Source organism: Paraburkholderia acidisoli (genome assembly GCF_009789675.1).
GTDB classification, from domain to species: domain Bacteria; phylum Pseudomonadota; class Gammaproteobacteria; order Burkholderiales; family Burkholderiaceae; genus Paraburkholderia; species Paraburkholderia acidisoli.
The window spans coordinates 643176-663783 of record NZ_CP046915.1 but is presented as its reverse complement, the minus strand read 5'-3'; the positions used below and the strand labels follow the sequence as shown (position 1 = coordinate 663783).

Sequence of the window (20608 nt, the reverse complement as noted above, 5' to 3'; positions counted from 1 at the left end):
CCCATCCGCCACCGTCACGCGGCAACCGACGCAGTCAACCGCACCCTGTCGCGACCGCCATCCGCTTCCCGCATCTCGCGCGCCGCCATTGCTCACGCCGAAATTTCAGGTAATATTCGCCTTGATTGAGAATAATTGTCATTTACATTTTGAGGCTTTTCCGGCTTGAAGCCGGTTGCACTCGGGGTTGGTGCCGCAACGTGAGCGCATCGGATTCACTACAGACAAGCTGCACGGGCAGCGCCATCGGCGATCTCTACAGCGATCATCACGGCTGGCTGTTCGGCTGGCTGCGCCGGCGCCTGGGGAATGGCGCCGACGCCGCCGATCTCGCGCACGACACCTTCGTGCGCCTGCTCGTCAAACCGGCCGCGCGCGGCTTCGCGAACGGCATCGAGGCGCGCGGCTATCTGCGCACGGTCGCGGGCGGCTTGTGTATCGACCTCTGGCGGCGCCGCGACGTCGAACAAGCGTGGCTCGACACGCTCGCGGCACTGCCCGAACCTTGGGAACCCTCGCCCGAACAGCGCGCTATCGTCGTCGAAACCCTCGTGCAAATCGGCGCGATGCTCGGCCGCCTGCCGCAGAAAGCCTGCGAAGCCTTCGTGATGGCGCAGATCGACGGCGTGCGGTACCGGGAGATCGCGGCACACCTCGGCGTCTCGGAGCGCATGGTCAAGAAGTACGTCGCGCAGGGCATGCTGCAATGCGCGCTGATCGACGCCGGCCTGGCGCCGGCCGCGTGAGCGCACTCGCCCCGCCGCCCGCGGTCGACTTTGCCGCGTTGCAGGCCGCCGCCGACTGGTACGCCGCCTTGCGCGCCGACGATGCGACCGAGGCCGAACGCCGCGCCTGGCAAAGCTGGCTTGCCGCCGACCCGGCTCACGCGCGCGCGTGGCAGCACGTCGAAGCCGTGAGCGAGCGCTTCGCGCCGTTGCACGACGCGGGCGGCCCCAACGCCGTGCTCGCGGGCACGCGGGCCTCGCGCAGCGCGCTCAAACAGACTGGCCGCCGCCGCGCGCTGCGCTCGCTTGCCAGCGTGGCGGGCGTGGGCTTGATCGCGTGGTTCGGGCTGCGCCGCACGGCGTTGCCGCAACGCGTGCTCGCGCTGCGCGCCGACGAGCGCACCGCCACAGGCGAGCAGCGCGAACTGCGTCTCGCCGACGGCACGCGCGTCTGGCTCGACACGGCGAGCGCCATCGACATCGACTATGACGACGCCTCGCGCACCGTACGCCTCGTGGAAGGGCAGATCCTCGTCGCCACCGCGCACGACCCGCAACGGCGGCCGTTTTACGTGCAAACGCCTTATGCGCGCCTTCAGGCGCTCGGAACACGCTTCACGGTGCGGCTCGATCCGTTGCGCGCGCAACTGGATGTGTTCGAGGGCAGCGTGGAGATCCGCACTCGCGCGGGCCGCATCGAGCGGATCGCAGCCGGCTCGCAGGCACGTTTCGACGCCGACGCCATCGAGGCGCCGCTCGCCGCCGACCCCGCGCGCGAAGCGTGGATTCACGGCATCGTCATGGCCAATGCGGTGCCGCTCGGCGAACTCGTCGACGAACTCGCGCGGTATCGGCACGGGCTGATCCATGTTGCGCCCGAGGTGGCGCAACTGAGCGTGATCGGCGTGTATCCGGCACGCGACCCCGACCGCGCACTCGCCATGCTCGCGGACAATCTGCCGATTCGCGTGACGCATACCCTGCCCTGGTGGACCCGCATCACGCCGCGCTAGAGCCCATCAGGTCGAGTCGGGTCGAGTCAGGTCGACAGAAAAAAATGGGCGCTTTGCGGTTCCCCTTTTTCGATCTCGTCCGGTCTTGTCGATGAGAAGACCGATCGGCTATCGACCAGCCACGCACCGCACGCCTGTCGTCGCCACTACACGACGCGCCAGCCAAATCCGTCCCGATGGACCTTCTCCTCGTTCGTCAACACGCCTACGCCAATGAGGAAGACCCAGTCATGTTTCGCCTTTCCGCCCGCCGCGCGCCGGGCTGCCTGCCCGCCCGATCCCCTGCCAACGCGCGCCGTCCCGCAGCGCTCATCGAGCGCCCGCTCGTGAGCGCGACCCGCGCGGCGATCGTCACCCTGACCGGTGCGCTCATCGCCACGGGCGCGCTCACGGGCAGCGCCCGCGCGCAGGCCGCAAACCAGGCCCCGAGCGCTAGCGAGGCGACGCATCGCTTCGATATCGCGGCGGGCTCGCTCACGGTCGCGCTCAACCGCGTGGCGCAGACGGCCGGCGTCTACCTGAGCGGCACCGGCGACCTCACCGAAGGCAAGTCGAGCACCGGACTGCACGGCCGCTACACCGTTTCCGGCGCGTTCTCGACGCTGCTCGCGGGCAGCGGACTCGAAGCCGTGCCGGGTCCCAACGGCCAATACATGTTGCGCGCCGCGCCCGCCGGGGCGGCCGCCGACGCCATGCTGCCCGCCATCGCCGTGCGCGCCTCGAACGGACTCGACGCGACCACCGAGGGCAGCGGTTCCTACGCGGCCAAAGCCTCGACGGTGGCGGGACGCGTTGCGCAGTCGATCAAGGAAACGCCCGCTTCGGTTTCCGTGCTCACGCGCGAGCGCATGAACGACCAGAACATGACGACGCTGCAGGAAGCACTGCGTTACGTGACCGGTGTCGAATCGATCGACTATGGCGACGGCACGGCCTACTTTCGCGCGCGCGGTAATCAGCTAGGTGTGGAATTCGACGGCACCCCGATTGCGAGCGGCCTGCAATACAAGCCCCAATTCGATCTCGCCATGTACGATCGCGTGGAAGTGCTGCGCGGGCCCGCCGGCGTCATGAGCGGCATGGAGCAGCCCGGCGGCACCGTCAATCTCGTACGCAAGCGGCCGCAGGACCAGTTTCACGTGTCCACGGAAACGCAGATCGGCACGTTCGGCAGCGTGCGGCAAATGGTGGACGTGACCGGGCCGCTCAACAAGGAAGGCACCGTGCGCGGCCGCGCGGTGATCGTCGGCGGCGATGGCCTGCAGTCCGTGGACGCCACGCGCAAGAAGGAATTCATGGCGTATGGCGCGCTGGATTTCGACCTCACGCCGCGCACCACACTCTCGCTTTCCGGGACCTACGAAGTCATGCCGCTCAGCGGCGTGGACTACGGCGCCTCGGGCGTCTACAACAGTACGCTCACGGGGCTCGTGGGTCGCGTGCCGTCGTCGTGGTCGCAGAACTTCACGCCCTCCTGGAGTTCCGCATTCACCTCCGTGCAGGAAGCCAACGCCGACCTCACGCATCGCTTCGAGAACGGTTGGCAGTCCGAAACCACCTTGTTTTATCGGCATCAATTGCTGAAGTCGTACTACGCGTATTCGGGTCCCGGCGCGCTCGCGAACGGCTATTCGTACTTTGGCGATCAGCGCCAGCGCGCCTCGTTCGACTGGTTCGGCGCCGATACGCACGTGTCCGGGCCGATTCAGGCCTTCGGACGCACGCACACGTTCACGATAGGCGCGAACTACTCGCTGATGACCGATTCCGAATACTACGGCTACCAGCGCGTGACCGGCCCGGGCATCGGCGGAACCTGGAATCTGTTCGATCCCAACGTCGTGCCCGAAGTGCCCGTAGCCTATACCAGCGGCGTGAACGACCGGCTCGAGCAATACGGTCTCTACGCACAGGCGCGCATTCGCATTGCCGACCCGCTCACGCTCGTGCTCGGCGCGCGCGAGGCATTCCTCCAGGAGCGCACGCAGTCGCTCATTCCGACCGTGGACGACTGGCAGACCGAGGCGCAGGTCAACCACCGCTTCCTGCCCTCGGCCGGCATCGTGTGGGACATCGTGCCCTCGATGACCGCTTACGCGAGTTATTCGCGCTTTCTGGCGGCGCAAACGCAAACCACTTATACGGGATCGATGTTGCCGCCGCGCTCGGGCGAGCAATACGAAGTGGGCGTCAAGAACAGCTTCTTCGGGGATCGGCTGAGCACTACGGTCGCGCTGTTTCGTATCGACGATAACAACCGCGCGATCTCCGACCCCGTGCATGCCAACGGCTATATTCCCGGCGGCGCGGCACGTGACCAGGGCGTGGAGTTTGAAATCGCCGGCAAACCCACTGCGAACTGGAATGTTTACGCGGGCTATACCTATCTGAACGTTCGCTACGACGACGACACCGCGAATCTCACCGACGGCACCGATCCGCGGCACCTGTTCAAGCTCTGGACCGACTACAAGTTTTCACAGGGCATGTTGCGCAACGTGAGCATTGGCGGCGGCATGCTCGCGCAGAGCCAGATCACGCGCGGGGTAGTGCAAGGCGGCTATGCGATTTTCAATGCGCAGGTGGGGTATCGGTTCAACAAGCACGTTGAAGCGACGTTGCAACTGAATAACCTGTTCAATCGCGGATACTACCTGCGCCCGCCTGGCCGGTTTTATAGCGTGATGGGGGATCGGCGTAATGCCATGCTGACGGTTCGTTCGGACTTTTGATCGGGTAATTCGGTGGGGCTGGCGCCGGGGGGCCGGCGCCGGATTGCTACGGTAAGCGGCAGTGATTGTCGCTCTTTCGCGTTACACCCCGCTCTGCTGATGTCGCCATTCCTGAGTTCGACCGCCGTACCCGTACGCCGCTGCGCGTGCGTCGACCAGGTGCACGTAGCTCACTTCATGCAATTCGGGCAGCAGGTCGGTGAATGCCGAATACACCTCGCGAACATAGCGCGCTTTTTCCGCCTTGGTATTGGTTTCATCCGTGATGCTGATGTCGAGGTGAAACGCCCGCTTTTTCTGCGAGTCGAGCGATTGCCCTCCTATAAACCATTGATCGGTCGGGATGAACTGCACCGCGATGGAGATAACGGGAAGCGACTTGTCGAGCACACTTTGCGTCAATTCGGCGACGGTATCGGCGGCGCGACGCGCGAGCGCGGCGTCGGGCGTCCCGCTCAAATGGATGACGATGTGGGGCATCTCAGGCTCCTGAAAGTGAATAAGTGAATGAGTGAGTCGAGAACGGGAATTGCCGCTTTTCCGATGTTCCCTGGCCGCAGAGGCAATGCGAGAATCTTTGCGCCGTGCGGTTTGCGGCTGGATCAATCCGCTACGAAGTCGCCCGGCTGGATGTTGGCAGGCGGCGCCAGGCGGGCGAAGATCTCCGACGAATTCGCCATCACGTGCCGGATACGGGCGTGCGCATCGGTGCCCCCAGACATGACAAGAAGCGAGACGGCAATAATGAAGACACTCAGGAAGAATTTCATGATTCGGACTCCCGATCATATCGACGAGTTAATAAGTGAAAGCGCGTCAAAACAAAAGCACGCGATGTTCTACGCCGCCATCTAGCCGCCCCTGCCTGAAGATGTCGCCACGGTGGCGAGCGACCGGATTGGCTTGACAGGATCAATATAGACACGAAGAATAGTTATGAAAATTAGATAGTTTTGAACGTACACTTTCACAAAATCGAATCATGTTCCATCGAACCAATCTGGACATCGATATCCTGCGCAGCTTCGTGACGGGCTTTGAGCTAGGGAGCTTCGCTCGCGCGGCCGAGCGCCTGGGCCGGTCTCAATCGGCGATCAGCACGCAACTGCGGCGGCTCGAAGAGCAGGTTGGCCAGCCGCTCGTGCAGAAATCAGGGCGGAATCTGGCGCTCACTCCCGCTGGCGACCGCCTGCTGAGCTACGCCAAACGCATCCTCGAGTTGAACGACGAAGCGGTTGCTTCGGTCCGCGTCTCGGAGGTCGAGGGAACGGTGCGACTCGGTCTACCGCAGGATTTCGCCGAAAATTGGCTACCGGCGGTCCTCGGCCGCTTTTCGAGTGCGCACCCGAAAGTCAGAGTCGAGGTTCGGTCGGAGGGGAACCTGGCGCTGGTCGAGAAAACGATCAAGGGCGAACTCGATTTTTCCCTCGCGTGGGGCGACGGAAGCGAGGCGCCCTTTGCCGAGCATTTTGCGAGCGTGCCGATGGTCTGGATTGCACGCCCTGACTGGCCGGGTGTGAAGGCGCTGGCTTCAGAGCCGTTGCCGTTGGTCGCGTTCGAGCCGCCCTGCGTATTTCGGACCCCGGGCGTCACTGCGCTGGACGATGCCGCCATACCCTGGTGGGTGGCCTTCACGAGCCCCAGCCTCGCCGGGCTTTGGGCCGCAGCGGAAGCGGGGCTCGGCATTACGCTTCGAACGCCCATCGGCATGCCGAAGACATTGATCGCGCTGGACCCGAAAAAAGCGGGGCTCCCAGAACTTCCCCCCATCGCGCTATCGCTGCATCGCGCCGAAAAGGTGCCGGCCGCCGCCGTCGCCCGGCTGGGAGCCATCCTGCGCGAAACGCTGCACGAGCATCTCGTCGATGCGGGATTGACGGCGGCCGGGTAGTGATTGCAGGTAAAGGTTGCGATCCCAACCGGACCTGGCGAACTGCCCGGCAACTTCGATCGATCAATCGAATTTGATCAAGTCCTGGAAGATCAGTTGTCCCCAACGGGTTCCGCGCGCATGAACGAGCAGACCGCCTTCGGCGAGCCTGCCGAGTTGGATTGGCGCGAAACCGAGCCGGGTCGCAAGCGCGCCGACCTCTGCCGCGGCCCGGTCATCGTCGCTAGCGAGAAACACCACTCTCCTGCCACCGTGTACGGCCGGGTCCTGATCGAGGACCGCAGCGACCAGATGATTGAAGCCTTTGACCAGATCGGCCCCGGCGAACGCCTTCGCGACAACGGCGGAGGAAGGAAGACCGCCCAGTGTCTCAGGCGGAGCTTGGGTGTTCATTGCGTCGATGAGGGTCTTGCCTTTCCAGTCCGCCAGCGCCTCGGCGACCTCCGGGTGCGACTCGAAACGGACGGCCAGAAAGATGACCTCCGCTTTGACCGCTTCCGCCAGGGTGGTGGGAAGGATCGTGGGGCCGATCACCGCCGCCTGGGAAGCAAAACTCGCCGGGTCACGTGTGGTTGCAACGGACACTTCGACGCCGCTGCGGGCAAACGCCTTGGCCAGCGCCTGGCCGATCTTGCCGAAGCCGATGATTGCGTAGCTCATGAGATTCTCCTTCAGTTGTCAGACGCGGTCAGAGCTTGTAGCCGCCGCTCGCTTCAATCGTCTGGCCGGTCACCCAGCGACCCTCGTCGGAGGCCAGGAACGCCACCACCGCAGCGATTTCCGATGGTTCGCCGAAGCGTCCCAGCGCGATTTCCGCCTCCACGGCCTTCACGAGTTCAGGATTCTCGCGAACGGCGGCGTTCGCGTCCGTTCGCGTGTAGCCTGGCGCGACCGCGTTCACGGTAATGCCGCGGTGCCCCAACTCGGCCGCGAGCGCGTGAGTCAGGTTGTTGATGGCCGCTTTGGCCATCGAGTAGACGGGTGCGGCGGTCACGGGCTTCGTGGCGGCCGCGGAAGAGATGTTGACGATGCGCCCGCCATCGGCGAGACGATCCAGGGCGGCCTGAACGATGAAGAAAGGGGCGCGGGCGTACACCGCCATTAAGGTGTCCCAACTTTCTGGTGTCGCGTCCTTGAAGCCGAGCCAGCCGGAATTGCCGGCGTTGTTGACCAGAATGTCGAGGGCTGTGCTGCCGTTGCGCCGGGTGAATTCGTCGTCGAGATTCTCGAACAGAGCCGGGACGCTCGCCGGGTCGACGAGATCCGCGTGGACAGCGAACGCAGCGCCTCCCGCTTTCTCGATGGCCGCGACGGCCTCGTCCGCGCCGGATCGGCTGGCGTTGTAGCTCAGCGCGACCGTCGCGCCCTCCTTTGCAAGACGTTCGGCGATGGCACGGCCAATACCCCGCGATGCCCCGGTAACGAGCGCGGTTTTGCCACTTAACGAGTGTGTCATGGGATTGTTCTCCTCAAAGTTGCGCCAGACCGCCGTCGACGGCGACCTCGCTAGCGGTCATGAAACTGCTGTCCTGCGAAGCGAGAAAAGCCGCCACCGCCCCGATCTCCGCGGGATCGGCCATGCGTAGAAGCGGCGTCATCGAGGCGAAGACCTTTTGCCCCTCCTCGCCCAGCGCTTCCTTCGCGAGTTCGGTGGCGGTCGCTCCCGGCGACAGCACGTTGACGCGAATACCGGTGCCCTTCAGGTCCTCCGCCCAGCTCCGGGCGAGATTACGCACCGCCGCCTTGCTCGCGCTGTAGGCGCTCATTGCCGGGGCGCCCGTGGTGCCGGCGCTCGATCCGGTCAGGATGATCGACCCGCCTTCGCTCATCAGCGGCAGCGCCTTCTGGACCGTGAAGATCGTGCCCTTCACGTTGGTGTCGAAGGTTTCGTCGATATGCTCGGCAGTGATCTTGCCGAGCGGAAGCATGCTTCCCGCCCCGGCATTGGCGAAGACGATGTCGAGGGTTCCCCGCTCCGCCTTTACCGCCGCATACAGCCGATCGAGATCCGCCGGATCGGAAACCGAGCCCTTGACCGCGCGGGCATTCGGCCCGAGGTCGGCCACGGCCGCATCGAGCGCGTCCTGCCGGCGGCCGAAGATAAACACGAACACGCCCTCTTCGATGAAGCGTTGGGCCGCCGCGCGGCCAATGCCGGTCGCGCCGCCGGTGATCACGGCGGTCTTTCCATTCAACCTGTTCATTTGATGCGTCCTTCGAAGCAAAGTGAGGCCTCGATTCTGGAACGCTTGATTGATGAAGACAATTGACTAAAAATCTATCAATACCATCTACTTTTTAGATAACCATGCTCGACAACGTCACGATCAACCAGCTTCGGGCTTTCGTCGCCGTGTGCGACCAAGGTAGTTTTTCCGGCGCGGCGCGCGAATTGAGGCGCGCGCAGTCGGCAATCAGTCACGCCATCAGCGCACTGGAAACCGCCTTCGACGTGATGCTGTTCGAGCGCAACACGCGCAAAGCGACGCTGACTCATGCAGGCCGCAGCCTCCTGCCCGATGCGCGCGGCGTGATTTCCCGCACCGAGGAAATGAAGATGCGCGCGGTGTCGATTGCCGAGGCCGGCGTGCCGCAGGTCTCGATTGCCGTCGATACCTATTTCCCGCGTGCGCTTCTGATCGAATCCCTGCGCACGCTTCAGGTGGACTCGCCGACGATCGCCATCAATCTGCGCATGACAACCATGCAGGGCGGCGAGCGTCTGGTGCTGGACGGCACGTGCGCATTGGCAGTGACGATCGCGGACGTGCCGGAACCGGGCTCGGGCACGCTGGAAAGACTGCACCTGTGCGACGAGAAAATGGTGACGGTCTGTGCGCCATCGCATCCGCTGGCCGCCATGGCCGGGGCGATCCCGCGCGAGGAATTCGGCCGGCACATTCAGCTGGTCGTCACCGACAATCAGCCCGATGCGGAACGCACCCAACAGGGGGTGGCCAGTGAACGCCAGTGGCTCGTGAACGATCTCGGCGCGAAGCACGATCTGCTGAAGGGGAGCTTGTGCTGGGGGCACATGCCGCATCATCTGGTTGCCGAAGACCTCGCGAAAGGAACGCTTGTCGAACTCCAGCGGCGCGCATGGCACATGCGCCCCCTCACGTTCATGATCTCGCAGCGGCGCGGGCACTCGTTTTCCGAATGTGAGACACGGCTCGTCGAGCTCCTTGGCAAACGGCCTCCTGTCTCGAAGGGTGGGAAGACCGAGGCCAGCGGCAAGCGCGGTCGCTGACGGGGGGTAGTTTGCGGCGGCCTCCTGCGGCCGCGGTCGCCCAAGGCTGTCTGTACAACGTTCTCTGCTGGCCGCCGCGAGTGAGTATCGATCTCTCCGGGTACGCCTCCATCGAGCGATTCATGCTGTGCACGGAGCAGCGTCCGGGCGCGCGCGCCTCCCGTGAAGCAGAAGGACTTCTGCCGAGGATGCCACTGGCAACGCGTTCCTCGCCGGGTTCCGCTTCTGCGTGAATCCAGAGCGATGCGAGCCGCGAATCAGCCCGTTGCCGCCCAATCCCGAACCGGTTTATCGACCTCGATTTGTTGTGACCGCACCATCTATTGTCGTTATCCAGCATCCTCTTTAGAATGCGAGTAATTATCATTCTCACCTAACGGCGTCGCGACGTGCCGGCCTTTCTGCCCAACTATCCGGATCCGGTGGCCTCGCTTTACAGCGACCATCATCCCTGGCTGCTCAGCTGGCTGCGCCGGCGGGTTGGCGATACCTTCGATGCGGCCGATCTCGCGCACGACACCTTCGTACGGATCATCGCGGCGCGTCGTAACTTCGATCTGAAGTCGGAGCCGCGGGCGCTCCTCACGCATATCGCGAAGGGCCTGGTGATCGATCATTGGCGCCGTCAGGACGTCGAGCGCGCGTATCTGGACGCCATCGCGCATCTGCCCGAACCCGAAGTGCCGTCGCCCGAAGTGCGGCACCTGATTCTCGAAGCGCTCCACCGCATCGACGCCATGCTCGATGCGATGCGCGGCCCGACTCGCGAGATTTTTTTGCTGTCCCAACTGGACGGCCTGACCTATCAGAGCATCGCCGACCAGATGGGCGTGTCGCTCGCGACGGTCAAGCGGCACATGCAGACGGCCTTCGTGGCCTGCATGAAAGCGCTGTGACGCGCCGGCGCGGCCGGGCTGGCCGATGATCTCTTCCCACGACGCCGCGCGCGCCGCCGCACCCGACGATACCTTGCTCGCCCAGGCAGCCAGCTGGCTGGTACGCATGCAGGAGGCGGCGCTTTCGCCTCATGAGCATGCGGAATTCGAACGCTGGCGCGCGCAGAGCGAAGCGCATCGAGACGCGTGGTCACGTGCCGAACGGGTACGCGCGACGTTCGCCAGCGTGCCGCCGGGCATCGCCGCCGACGCGGTCGGGCAGTTGCGCGACCGCCAGCGGCGCTCGGCATTGCGCGGGCTGGGCGCGTTGCTGATCGGCGCGCCGGTCGCGTGGTTCGCCTCACGCGCGCTGCCGTGGCGCGACTGGACGGCCGACTATCGCACCGCCACCGGGGAGCAGAAACGCATCGAGCTGGCCGACGGCACGCGCGTGCTGCTCGATACGGCGACGGCAATCGACGTCTCGTTTGACGGCGACACGCGCCGTCTGCGTCTCGTCTCCGGCCGCGTACGGGTCACCACCGGGCATGACCCGGGCGCTGCCCGCTACCGTCCGTTCGTCGTGGAAACCGCGCAAGGCACCGCGCAGGCGCTCGGCACCCGCTTCACCGTGCGAACCGGCGAGCCGGCACCGGACGCGACCACCGTTTCGGTCGCCGAAGGCGTCGTGGTGCTCAAGCCGGCCGGTGGCAGTGCGTTGCAGATGCTGCGCGCCGGCCAGCAGGCCGGCATGCTGGCGACCGGCACGACTGCGGTCGAACCCGCGGCCGCGGGAGCGTCGTCATGGGAGCAAGGCATGTTGATGGCCCAGAACCAGCGCCTTGCCGACGTGCTCGCCGAACTCGCGCGCTACCGCCACGGCGTGCTGCATTGCGACCCCGCCGTCGCCGCCCTGCGCGTGTCGGGCGCGTTCCCGCTCGACGATATCGACGCGAGCCTCAGCCTGCTCGCGCGCACGCTGCCGGTCCAACTGACCACCTTCACACCGCTGTGGATCGGCGTAGGCCCGCGCCGCTCGTGATACGCGAGCCCCGGCGGTCCCTCGACCGTCCATGCCTGGGTGTCGCGCGTCGAAAAAAATCTTGACGACGCATGACACTTTTTTCCGCTTCGTCCGGTGTACCGGATAAGACGTGTGCGAATTGCCGCGTCGCCGAACCGACTACACCGCTCACGACAAAAAGGAAAACGGCATGACCACCCAGGCTTCCCATCACGCGCCTACGCCATCGACGTCCGGCCGCGCCTTAGCGCTCCGCTCGCCGGTTGGCCTGGGCCACCGCCTCCTCGACTGGCGACCGGGTGCGCGGATGGCCTTCAAGATGCGTCCCGTGGTGGTGGCGGCCGCGCTCGCCGTGTTCCAGATGAGCGAACCGGCCATGGCGCAATCCGCCGGAACAACGCAGCGGGCGGCCTACGCGATCGGGCCGGGACCGCTCGGCGACGTCCTCGCGCAATTCGCCGCCCAGGCGCATGCGCCGCTTTCCTTCGACCCCGCCACGCTCGACGGCCTGAAAAGCCCCGGACTGCGCGGACGCTACACCGTGAAGGAAGGCTTCGACGCGCTGCTCGATGGCAGCGGCTACGAGCCGGAGGACAAGGGCAACGGTGCGTGGTCGGTGCGCCGGGCGAGACCGCCCGTGGTATCGGCCGATGCCGCCGGTGCACAGCCAACGACGTTGCCGCCCGTCCGCGTGACCGCCAATGCTTCGAGGGCCGCGACGCGGGCTGAGGCGCTCAATCCCGAAACCACGGTCGGCTCGAAGGTTCCGGTTGCGCAGCGTGAAATTCCGAACTCGGTTACGGTCGTTCCGCAGAAGCAACTCCAGGAACAGAATGCGACGACGGTCGACGATGCGATCAAGTATGTGCCGGGTGTCACGGTCAATCTGTTCCAGCCGAACGACACCGCATACTATTCGCGCGGCTTCCAGATTTCGACGGTCCAGCTCGACGGCGTGCCGACCGCGATCCCGGCGAGCGGCGGCTCGATGACGGCGGACAACGTGGCCGCGTACGATCGCGTCGAGGTGCTGCGCGGCCCGGCCGGCCTGTTCAACGGCTTCGGCGGCGACGGCGGCGTGATCAACCTCGTGCGCAAGCGCGCGCCGTCGCAGTTTCAGGCGTCGGTGGATGCATCGGTCGGGAACTATGCGGACCGGCGCGTGATGGCCGACATCGGCGGCCCGCTGAATGCGGCGGGCACGCTGCGCGGGCGCGTCGTCGCGATGCAGCACGATCGCCACGAGATGCAGGAGGGCTCCTGGCAGCGCGATCAGCAGGTCTACGGCACGCTTGAGGCCGATTTGACGCCGACGACGCTTGCACGGGTCGGTATCAGCTATTCGCACCAGTTCGGCCACGTCATGTGGGGCATCCCGACGTACACCGACTACTCGATCGTCGACGTACCGCGCAGTGCGTATATCGGTGCGGACTGGGACTACATGAACGTCGAGACGACCAACGCGTTCGCGGAAGTCGAGCAGAAGCTCGGCGCCGGCTGGACGGCGAAGGTGTCGTACAACCACCGGCAGATTCACCAGATGTCGCAGTTCGGCTACGTGGGTGACTATGTCGATCCGACTGCGCTCGATGCGGTGGACAAATCGAGCTTCAAAACGCTGGACAACAATACGCAGGACGCGATCGACGTGTATGCGTCCGGCCCGTTCAGATTGTTCGGGCGCGAACATCAGTTGACCGTCGGGGCGAACTGGCTGCACCAGAGCGATCAGCTTTCCCAGTATTACGCCAATCCGGACAGCGGCCTCGACGTCTGGGCCGATGTTTACAACGGCCTCTACGATACGTCGGGCTATGCGAACGCATTCGCTGGCGGCCCCCAGGACGATGCGAAGCGCGTCCTGAACCAGTACGGCATATACGGCAATGCGCGTTTCAGCATCACGGATCCGCTGACGCTCATCGTGGGCGGCCGCGTGACGTGGTGGCATGGCGTGAGCACGCCGAACCCCGACCCGTACTACAACGTGTTCGGCAACACGCCCAACGATACCCGCGAGGGGCCGAAGTTCACGCCGTTCGTCGGCCTGGTCTACGACATCAACGACACGTACTCGGCCTATGCGAGCTATACGTCGATCTACAAGCCGCAGACCAGCGCATTTACGGTCAGCGGCCAGATGATCAAGCCGGTCACCGGCTCGCAATACGAGGTTGGCGTGAAGGGCGAGTATTTCGGCGGCAGGCTCAATACGTCGCTGGCGTTGTTCCAGGTCGACGAGCGCAACCGGGCGTTCGGCGATCCGCAGAACATCGGTTTTTCCATCGCCCAGGGCCGGGCGCGCAGCCGCGGCGTCGAATTGCAGGCAAGCGGCGAAGTATTGCCGGGGCTGACGCTGTCCGGAGGTTATACGTACACGATGGCGTCGTCGCTGGACGACAGCACGAGCGTCGGGGCGGCCTTCGGCGTCACTACGCCAAAGCATCTTTTCAAGCTCTGGTCGAACTACCAGTTGCCTGGCGAATTCCACAAGTGGAGCATCGGTGCGGGCGCCTATGTGTCGAGTTACACGTACTTCTCGGACAGCGGGAATCGTATTGTCGGACCGGGCTATGCAACGTTCGACGCGCACGTTGGCTACCAGTTGACGAAGAACATGTCGGCGTCGCTCGCGGTGACCAATCTTGCGAATCGGACCTATATTCGCACTGCCGCAGGCGCTGGCGGCAACTACTACGGCGACCCGAGGCTCGTGCTCTTCTCGCTGCGCGCCAAAATCTGACGCGAACGCGCTCTGCGACGCCGCCAGAAGCGCCGTAATAACGGCATGAGCGCTCGAACATGACAGCCCGTCATGAGGCGCGCGGCGCGACTGGCGTGCAAGATGGTGTTGCGCGAACGCCAAAGGCTAGCCTATGGAGAATGGCGAGTTGAGGCTATCGCGGCGCCCCCTTCATCTACCCGATTCCCCAAACTCGACCCGCCCACTCTCGACGATCCCGCCCGAGCGCCCCGGCGCCTTCTGCCCGCTCCAATACATATTCGTATGCCGGATCACGGCATCGGGCGGCGGCGCGCCACGCTGGGTCATGTCCACGGTCGTATGCGCGTCACTCACCAGCACCGCGTCATAGCCGCGCGCGAACGCGCCATGCAGCGTCGAGCGAACGCACATGTCCGTCTGCGCACCGGCCACGATCAGCTTGCCAACGCCGAGCCCCGCGAGCACCCGCTCCAGATCGGTGCCTTCGAACGCGTCGCGATAGCGCTTCCCGACGATCGTTTCGCCTGCCGCGGGCGTCAGTTCCGCGACGATCTTCCACGCTTCGCTGCCCGCCGCGAGTGCTTCGTCGGCGTGCTGGACCCAGACCACCGGCACCCGCGCGGCGCGGGCGCGCGCGATCAGCACGTTGACCGCGTCGAGGACTTCGTTACGACGATACGCCCCCGCCACCACATCGTTTTGCAGATCGATCAACACCAGGGCGGTATGGGGACGATTGGCCAGCGTAGTCATCAAGCAACACCTCGTGAGAAGCAACCCGGTTCAGCGCAACGCGCGAACGGCATCGCGCTTCGCTCCACTCATCACAACGCCGCCAGCCGACCGCATCGGCACACAGGCGCCGTCTTCACAGCGTCTGCGGCGGCCGGTGCAATTCCGTATCCACGCAGCACACCAGCACCTCCGCGTCTTCCTTGCCCACGCTCAGATAAACGTGGCCCACCGCGCTGTCGAAATACAGGCTGTCGCCCTGATCGAGGCGGAACGCCGTTCCGTTCTCGAAGCGCAACTCCAGTTGCCCGTTCAGCAGGAATACGAATTCCTCGCCGCTGTGGCGAATGTAGTCGGGGAAATCGTCGAGCTTGCGTGCACGGATATGCGCGCGCATGGGCACCATGCGTTTGCCCGTCAGATCGTTGGCGATCATCCCGTATTCGTAGTTGGGCGTGTCGTAAATGGGCTGCGTGCCCGAGCGCGTCAGCGTCGCTTGCATGGTGCCGTCGCCGGCCTTGCGCTTCGTGCGCCCGAAGATGGTGTCGAAGTCGACGTTCAACGCGTGCGCCAGCGCGGCGAACTTGTCGTACGTGAGGGCGATATCGCCGCGCTCGGCCTTCGAGATCGTCGACACCGCAATGCCCGACTGCTCGGAGAGCTGCATCAACGTGAGATCGCGCGATTTGCGGGCGTGACGCAGCCGCGTGCCGACCGATTGATGGTCGATCTGCGCGTCCTGCCCGGCGGGTTGCGCGGCGGCGCGACTTGCGGATGGCCTTGCCTTCGCGTTCGCCGCTTCTTTCGCCGCCTCTTTCCGCGCCGTGTTCGCCGCCGTCTTCGCCGGCGCTTTCGCTTTCGCGGACGCCTTCGTTGATACCTTCGCCGGCGTCTTTGCCGTCGTTGCCTTTGCCATAAAAAACCGGTTCCGTTCGCGGCGTTTCGCCGAGGGTTTTGTCGTATACGAGAATTATTTTTTTCTCGTATATGATAACTCGCAGTTCCCCTCTCCGCCTTTCAGGAGCCGTGTCGTGGCATCTCTCGCATTGCAGAAAACGGGCTTGTCGAAAGCTCAGGTCATCGCCGCCACCACGCTCGGCACGGCGCTCGAATACTACGATTTCACCATCTACAGCTTCTTCGCGATCCAGATCGGCAAGCTGTTTTTTCCGTCGGCCACGCCGGTGAACCAGTTCCTGCTGTCGATCGGCGTGTTCGGCGTGGGCTTCGTGGTGCGGCCGCTCGGCGGCATCGTGATCGGCGCCTACGCCGACCGCTCGGGCCGCAAGAAGGCGATGGTGCTGACCATCATGCTGATGGCGCTCAGTTGCGCGCTGATCGCCTGCGCGCCGACCTACGCCACGGCAGGGATTTTCGCGCCGCTGATCGTGCTGGCCGCGCGGCTGATCCAGGGCTTCGCGGCGGGCGGCGAGTTCGGTCCCGGCACGACACTGCTCGTCGAATACGCGAGCGACCGCACGCGCGCGTTCTTCGCCAGCTGGAATTTCGCGGCCACGGCGCTCGGGCTCGCGCTCGGCGCCGTGGTCGCCACGCTCGTCAACGTGCTGCTGCCGAAAGACATCGTGAATACGTGGGGCTGGCGCCTGCCGTTTCTGCTCGGTATCGTCGCGGCGCCCGTTGGCATGCTGATCCGCCGGCGGCTGGAGGAGACGCTGAGCGCCGGGCCTTCGGCAACCCGCGCCACGCAGCGGCGCGGCGCGCTCAAAGCCGCGCTCACGACGCATCTGAAACTGACGATCCTCGGCACCTTCGCGGAACTCGGCGGCTCGGTGTCCGTGTACATCACCGCGTTTTTCCTGCCGAATCATGCGATCCGCACGCTGCATTTGTCGTCCACGGCTTCGGTGACCTCGGGCGTGGTCAGCTCGCTCGTGCTGTTCGTCATGGCGCCTATCGCGGGCAAGCTCGCCGACCGCTTCAGCCGCAAGCGCGTGCTGGTGACCTCGCGCGTGATCCTGCTGCTGACGGTCTATCCGGCGTTCGCGCTGCTGTCCGCCGCGCCTTCGATGGCGTTGCTGTGCGCGGTGTCCGCGTACCTGTCGATCTTCGTCGCCGCGCAAATCGTGCCGGTGCTCGTGATGATCCCCGAACTGTTCCCGCGCGAAGTGCGCGCGACGGGAATCGCGCTCACCTACGTGGTCAGCGCCTCGTTCTTCGGCGGCTTCTCGCCGCTCATCGCCAGCTGGATCGTCGAGCGCACCGGCAACCCGCTCGCGCCCGCCTGGTACGTGGCGGCGGCCTGCGCCGTGTCGCTGGTCCCGGTCATCTGGCTGCGCGACCGCACCGGCGAGTCGATCGGCTGATCTCCCCTTTTCGTCAGGAATCCGTACCATGTCCGACCATGCCGAACTCGTCAGCTTGTCCGCCGTTGCGCTGCGCAAGCTGATCGGCGCGAAAGCGATCTCGCCCGTCGAACTGCTCGACGCCTGCATCGCGCGGATCGAGGCCGTGAATCCCGCGGTCAACGCCATCACCGCAACCGGGTTCGACGCCGCGCGCGCCGCCGCCAGAGCGGCCGAACAGGCGGTCGTCGAGGGCAAACCGCTCGGCCTGCTGCACGGCCTGCCGCTCGGCGTCAAGGATCTCGAAGACACCGCCGGGCTGCTCACCACCTACGGCTCGCCGATGTCGCGCGGCAACGTGCCCTCGCGCGACGTGGCGCTGGTCGAACGGCTGCGCGCGGCGGGCGCGATCGTGGTCGCCAAAACCAACGTGCCGGAACTCGGCGCGGGCGCCAACACGCGCAATCCCGTCTGGGGCGCGACCGGCAACCCGTTCGATCCGGCACTGAACGCGGGCGGCTCCTCGGGCGGCTCGGCCGCCGCGCTCGCCTGCGACATGCTGCCGGTCTGCACCGGCTCGGATACGGGCGGCTCGCTGCGCATTCCGGCCGCAAAATGCGGCGTGGTCGGCTTCCGGCCGTCGCCGGGACTGGTGCCGAATTCGCGCCGCCTGCTCGGCTGGACGCCCATTTCCGTGGTCGGCCCGATGGGCCGCGACGTTGCCGATACCGCGCTGCAACTCGCCGCAACCGCGGGCGAATCGAGCGGCGATCCGCTGAGCTACGCGGTCGATCCGCTCGCGTTCGCCCTGCCGCCGCATGTCGATCCGGCCACGCTGCGTATTGGCTACACCGAGGATTTCGGCTGCTGCGACGTGGACCCCGAGATCCGCGCAACCTTTCGCGCGCGCATCGACGCACTGAAGCGCATCGTGCACACCTGCGAGCCCGTCACGTTCGATCTCGGCGACGCGCATCGCTGCTTCGACGTGATCCGCGCGGAGAGTTTCGTCGCCGGGCTGCACGCCGCCTACACGCGCGACCCGGGCGCGCTCGGTCCGAACACGCGCGCGAACTACGAAATGGGCGCGCAGATGTCGCTTGCCGACAGCGCGTGGGCGCAGGCCGAGCAGACGCGCATTTTCCAGCGCTTCCAGCCGGCCTTCGCGCGCTTCGACGTGATCGTGTCGCCGACCACGCCGGTTTCGCCGTTCCCGTGGACGCAAATGCACGCGACGGAGATCGACGGCCACGCTCAGGCAAACTACTATCGCTGGCTCGCGCTCACGTATGTCGTGACGCTGACCACGCATCCGGCGATCGCGCTGCCGTGCGGCGTCGATCGCGCGGGCATGCCGTTCGGCCTGCAAATCGTGGGGCCGTTTCGCGGCGACATGAAGACGCTCGCGGTCGCGCAGGCGCTGGAAGCGGCATTCGCCGCATCGCCCGCGCTGCGCCGCCCGCGTCCCGACCTCGCGCGTCTCGCGCAAGCCAATCCGGCGCTCACGTCCATCGTGACCGCGCCGCCCGTTTTCAAACCGACCGACGGCAACGCCGCCGGTCTCTCAATGGTGTAACCATGACTGAATCGATCAAACGACTGAAAACCAACGCCCGCATGAGCCAGGTGGTGATCGCCGGCGGCGTCGTCTATCTGTCGGGCCAGGTGCCCGATACGGCGGGCGCACCCATCGACGTGCAGACGCACGAAATCCTCTCGCGCATCGACACGCTGCTCGCCTCGGCGGGCGTCGACAAGACGCGCCTGCTGACGGCCAACGTGTGGCTCTCCGACCCCAAGCACTTCGACGCGTTCAACGCCGTATGGGACGCCTGGGTCGCCGAGGGTCACGCGCCCACGCGTGCGTGCGTCACCGCGCTGCTGATGCGCCCGGGCCTCGACGTGGAAGTCGCCGTCACGGCGCTCGCCTGATCCCGGCGCGCGTCGTCAGCGGTTTGCGCCGCGGACCCGTCCGGTCGGCGGCGCGCTTTGCCATGGCATTCGGGACGTGCGCGGCACGTCCCTAACAAGGAATCTGGACGATGAAGTTCGATACGGTCGTGCTCGGCGGCGGCATCGTCGGCGTGTCGGTCGCGTTGCAGTTGCAGCGCCGCGGTCTCGCCGTCGCACTGGTCGACCGCAAGGCGCCGGGCAACGAGACATCGCTCGGCAATGCCGGGCTGATCCAGCGCGAAGGCGTCTATCCCTACGCGTTTCCGCGCGATTTCGGCTCGCTCGCGCGCTATGCAGGCAATCACGCGACGGACGTGCGCTATCACCCCGCGGCCATGCCGAAGCTGATGCCCTTCCTGTATCGCTACTGGCATCATTCGCGCGCCGATCGCCATGCGCGCATCGCGCGCGCGTACTCCACGCTGATCGAACATTGCGTGACCGAACATCGCGCGCTGATCGAGGCGGCGGGCGCGCAGGCGCTGTTGCGCACCGGCGGCTGGATGAAGATTTTCCGTACCGAAGGCGCGCTGAATCAGGCGGTCGCGGAGGCACGGCGGTGGCAGGCGGAATACGGCGTCGAATACGACACGCTCGATCGCGCGGCGCTACAGGCCGCGGAACCCTCGCTCAATCCGAAACTCGTGGGCGGGGTGCGCTATACCTCGTCGGATTCGGTGAGCGATCCGTCCGGGCTCGTCACCGCTTACGCCAGGCTCTTCGAGCAACTCGGCGGCAAGGTGCTGATCGGCGACGCCGCGACGCTCGAACCGTCGTGGCGCGTCATGACGCAGCAAGGGCCGGTGGAAGCGCAATCGGCAGTGGTCGCCATGGGGCCGTGGTCGGGCGACCTCGCGGGCAAGCTCGGTTATCGGCTCCCGCTGGCCGTGAAGCGCGGCTATCACATGCACTACACGCCCGCGAACGGCGCGAAGCTGAATCAGCCGGTGCTCGACGCGGAAGCCGGCTTCATGATTACGCCGATGGTGCGTGGCATCCGCCTCACGACGGGCGTCGAACTCGGCTTTCGCGACGCCGCGAAAACGCCCGTGCAGCTCGAAGCCGTCGAGCCGCTCGCGCGTGACCTGTTTCCGCTCGGCGCCCGCGTCGACGCCGAGCCGTGGCTCGGCGCGCGGCCGTGCACGCCGGACATGATGCCGGTGATCGGCGCCGCGCCGCGTCACCGCGATCTGTGGTTCGCGTTCGGCCACGCGCATCATGGGCTCACGCTCGGGCCGGTCACGGGCAGGCTCATCGCCGAAATGATCACGGGCGCGCCCACCCTTGTCGACCCGGAGCCGTTCCGCGCCGATCGATTCTAGTTTTCCCCGACACACCGTCTAACGACCTGGCCGCCCCGCGACGCTCGCGGGCCGCGGCGT

Annotated in this window: 19 protein-coding genes; 12 read left to right on the top strand and 7 right to left on the bottom strand. The window is 65.6% G+C overall.

Going from position 1 to position 20608, the window contains the following annotated elements:
* Window positions 1–200 precede the first annotated feature (200 nt).
* The 3 genes from FAZ98_RS25125 (at window position 201) to FAZ98_RS25115 (ending at window position 4470) form a co-directional block, all read left to right on the top strand.
* On the top strand, window positions 201–746 hold the full coding sequence (locus tag FAZ98_RS25125) for a sigma-70 family RNA polymerase sigma factor (protein WP_158955132.1): 546 nt from the start codon (window positions 201–203) through the stop codon (window positions 744–746).
* A complete protein-coding gene (locus tag FAZ98_RS25120; protein ID WP_233272921.1) occupies window positions 743–1738 on the top strand; it encodes a FecR domain-containing protein in 996 nt (331 codons plus the stop codon). Before FAZ98_RS25125 ends, FAZ98_RS25120 begins: the two co-directional genes overlap by 4 nt.
* 230 nt (window positions 1739–1968) lie before the next feature.
* Window positions 1969–4470: a TonB-dependent siderophore receptor gene (locus FAZ98_RS25115; protein WP_158955128.1), complete on the top strand. Its 2502-nt coding sequence runs from the start codon at window positions 1969–1971 to the stop codon at window positions 4468–4470.
* Between the two features lie 81 nt (window positions 4471–4551).
* Here the strand turns inward: FAZ98_RS25115 and FAZ98_RS25110 are convergent, their stop codons facing one another.
* The gene (locus tag FAZ98_RS25110) at window positions 4552–4950 is read right to left on the bottom strand and encodes a tautomerase family protein (RefSeq protein ID WP_158955126.1); all 399 of its coding nucleotides are present in this window, start codon (window positions 4948–4950) and stop codon (window positions 4552–4554) included.
* A gap of 122 nt (window positions 4951–5072) precedes the next feature.
* On the bottom strand, window positions 5073–5240 hold the full coding sequence (locus tag FAZ98_RS25105) for a hypothetical protein (RefSeq protein WP_158955124.1): 168 nt from the start codon (window positions 5238–5240) through the stop codon (window positions 5073–5075).
* A 212-nt stretch (window positions 5241–5452) separates the two neighbouring features.
* Between FAZ98_RS25105 and FAZ98_RS25100 the strand changes: the two genes are divergently transcribed.
* A complete protein-coding gene (locus FAZ98_RS25100; protein ID WP_158955122.1) occupies window positions 5453–6361 on the top strand; it encodes a LysR substrate-binding domain-containing protein in 909 nt (302 codons plus the stop codon).
* A 63-nt stretch (window positions 6362–6424) separates the two neighbouring features.
* Here the strand turns inward: FAZ98_RS25100 and FAZ98_RS25095 are convergent, their stop codons facing one another.
* The 3 genes from FAZ98_RS25095 to FAZ98_RS25085 are packed head-to-tail and all read right to left on the bottom strand — an operon-like array spanning window position 6425 to window position 8565.
* Window positions 6425–7036, bottom strand: coding sequence for an NADPH-dependent F420 reductase (locus FAZ98_RS25095; RefSeq protein WP_407672145.1), 612 nt, complete (start codon window positions 7034–7036; stop codon window positions 6425–6427).
* A gap of 13 nt (window positions 7037–7049) precedes the next feature.
* A complete protein-coding gene (locus FAZ98_RS25090; RefSeq protein ID WP_158955118.1) occupies window positions 7050–7817 on the bottom strand; it encodes an SDR family NAD(P)-dependent oxidoreductase in 768 nt (255 codons plus the stop codon).
* Window positions 7818–7830: 13 nt separating this feature from the next.
* The gene (locus FAZ98_RS25085) at window positions 7831–8565 is read right to left on the bottom strand and encodes an SDR family NAD(P)-dependent oxidoreductase (RefSeq protein ID WP_158955116.1); all 735 of its coding nucleotides are present in this window, start codon (window positions 8563–8565) and stop codon (window positions 7831–7833) included.
* Between the two features lie 104 nt (window positions 8566–8669).
* On the opposite strand from FAZ98_RS25085, the gene FAZ98_RS25080 reads away from it, so the two are divergent.
* From FAZ98_RS25080 to FAZ98_RS25065, 4 genes are all read left to right on the top strand, one after another.
* A complete protein-coding gene (locus FAZ98_RS25080) occupies window positions 8670–9611 on the top strand; it encodes a LysR family transcriptional regulator (protein WP_158955114.1) in 942 nt (313 codons plus the stop codon).
* A gap of 389 nt (window positions 9612–10000) precedes the next feature.
* Complete coding sequence (locus FAZ98_RS25075; protein ID WP_158955112.1) at window positions 10001–10507, top strand: sigma-70 family RNA polymerase sigma factor; 507 nt, start codon at window positions 10001–10003, stop codon at window positions 10505–10507.
* A 73-nt stretch (window positions 10508–10580) separates the two neighbouring features.
* Window positions 10581–11528 (top strand): FecR domain-containing protein, encoded by a 948-nt coding sequence (locus FAZ98_RS25070; protein ID WP_233272920.1) that lies wholly within the window; start codon window positions 10581–10583, stop codon window positions 11526–11528.
* A 172-nt stretch (window positions 11529–11700) separates the two neighbouring features.
* Window positions 11701–14256: a TonB-dependent siderophore receptor gene (locus tag FAZ98_RS25065; protein WP_158955108.1), complete on the top strand. Its 2556-nt coding sequence runs from the start codon at window positions 11701–11703 to the stop codon at window positions 14254–14256.
* Window positions 14257–14427: 171 nt separating this feature from the next.
* Here the strand turns inward: FAZ98_RS25065 and FAZ98_RS25060 are convergent, their stop codons facing one another.
* Entirely contained in the window at window positions 14428–14991 is a 564-nt protein-coding gene (locus FAZ98_RS25060; RefSeq protein ID WP_158955106.1) for a cysteine hydrolase family protein, read from the bottom strand.
* A 115-nt stretch (window positions 14992–15106) separates the two neighbouring features.
* Window positions 15107–15886, bottom strand: a complete 780-nt coding sequence (locus FAZ98_RS25055) for a helix-turn-helix domain-containing protein (RefSeq protein WP_158955104.1) — start codon at window positions 15884–15886, stop codon at window positions 15107–15109.
* Between the two features lie 115 nt (window positions 15887–16001).
* Here FAZ98_RS25055 and FAZ98_RS25050 point away from each other — a divergent pair, with 115 nt between their 5' ends.
* The 4 genes from FAZ98_RS25050 to FAZ98_RS25035 all read left to right on the top strand — a co-directional run bounded on the left by FAZ98_RS25050 (window position 16002) and on the right by FAZ98_RS25035 (window position 20548).
* Entirely contained in the window at window positions 16002–17294 is a 1293-nt protein-coding gene (locus FAZ98_RS25050; protein ID WP_158955102.1) for an MFS transporter, read from the top strand.
* 28 nt (window positions 17295–17322) lie between these two features.
* Window positions 17323–18849 carry an amidase gene (locus FAZ98_RS25045; protein ID WP_158955100.1) on the top strand — a complete coding sequence of 509 codons (1527 nt, stop codon included), beginning with the start codon at window positions 17323–17325 and terminating at the stop codon, window positions 18847–18849.
* Window positions 18850–18851: 2 nt separating this feature from the next.
* On the top strand, window positions 18852–19205 hold the full coding sequence (locus FAZ98_RS25040) for a RidA family protein (RefSeq protein ID WP_158955098.1): 354 nt from the start codon (window positions 18852–18854) through the stop codon (window positions 19203–19205).
* 110 nt (window positions 19206–19315) lie between these two features.
* A complete protein-coding gene (locus FAZ98_RS25035; protein WP_158955096.1) occupies window positions 19316–20548 on the top strand; it encodes an NAD(P)/FAD-dependent oxidoreductase in 1233 nt (410 codons plus the stop codon).
* Window positions 20549–20608 lie beyond the last annotated feature (60 nt).

Excerpts from the sequence above, each read along its gene's own strand:
- FAZ98_RS25055 (WP_158955104.1), bottom strand. The coding sequence starts at position 15,886 with ATGGCAAAGGCAACGACGGCAAAGACGCCGGCGAAGGTATCAACGAAG.
- FAZ98_RS25040 (WP_158955098.1), top strand. The coding sequence starts at position 18,852 with ATGACTGAATCGATCAAACGACTGAAAACCAACGCCCGCATGAGCCAG.
- FAZ98_RS25065 (WP_158955108.1), top strand. The coding sequence starts at position 11,701 with ATGACCACCCAGGCTTCCCATCACGCGCCTACGCCATCGACGTCCGGC.
- FAZ98_RS25115 (WP_158955128.1), top strand. The coding sequence starts at position 1,969 with ATGTTTCGCCTTTCCGCCCGCCGCGCGCCGGGCTGCCTGCCCGCCCGA.
- FAZ98_RS25100 (WP_158955122.1), top strand. The coding sequence starts at position 5,453 with ATGTTCCATCGAACCAATCTGGACATCGATATCCTGCGCAGCTTCGTG.
- FAZ98_RS25035 (WP_158955096.1), top strand. The coding sequence starts at position 19,316 with ATGAAGTTCGATACGGTCGTGCTCGGCGGCGGCATCGTCGGCGTGTCG.
- FAZ98_RS25105 (WP_158955124.1), bottom strand. The coding sequence starts at position 5,240 with ATGAAATTCTTCCTGAGTGTCTTCATTATTGCCGTCTCGCTTCTTGTC.
- FAZ98_RS25060 (WP_158955106.1), bottom strand. The coding sequence starts at position 14,991 with ATGACTACGCTGGCCAATCGTCCCCATACCGCCCTGGTGTTGATCGAT.
- FAZ98_RS25085 (WP_158955116.1), bottom strand. The coding sequence starts at position 8,565 with ATGAACAGGTTGAATGGAAAGACCGCCGTGATCACCGGCGGCGCGACC.
- FAZ98_RS25090 (WP_158955118.1), bottom strand. The coding sequence starts at position 7,817 with ATGACACACTCGTTAAGTGGCAAAACCGCGCTCGTTACCGGGGCATCG.
- FAZ98_RS25110 (WP_158955126.1), bottom strand. The coding sequence starts at position 4,950 with ATGCCCCACATCGTCATCCATTTGAGCGGGACGCCCGACGCCGCGCTC.
- FAZ98_RS25080 (WP_158955114.1), top strand. The coding sequence starts at position 8,670 with ATGCTCGACAACGTCACGATCAACCAGCTTCGGGCTTTCGTCGCCGTG.
- FAZ98_RS25045 (WP_158955100.1), top strand. The coding sequence starts at position 17,323 with ATGTCCGACCATGCCGAACTCGTCAGCTTGTCCGCCGTTGCGCTGCGC.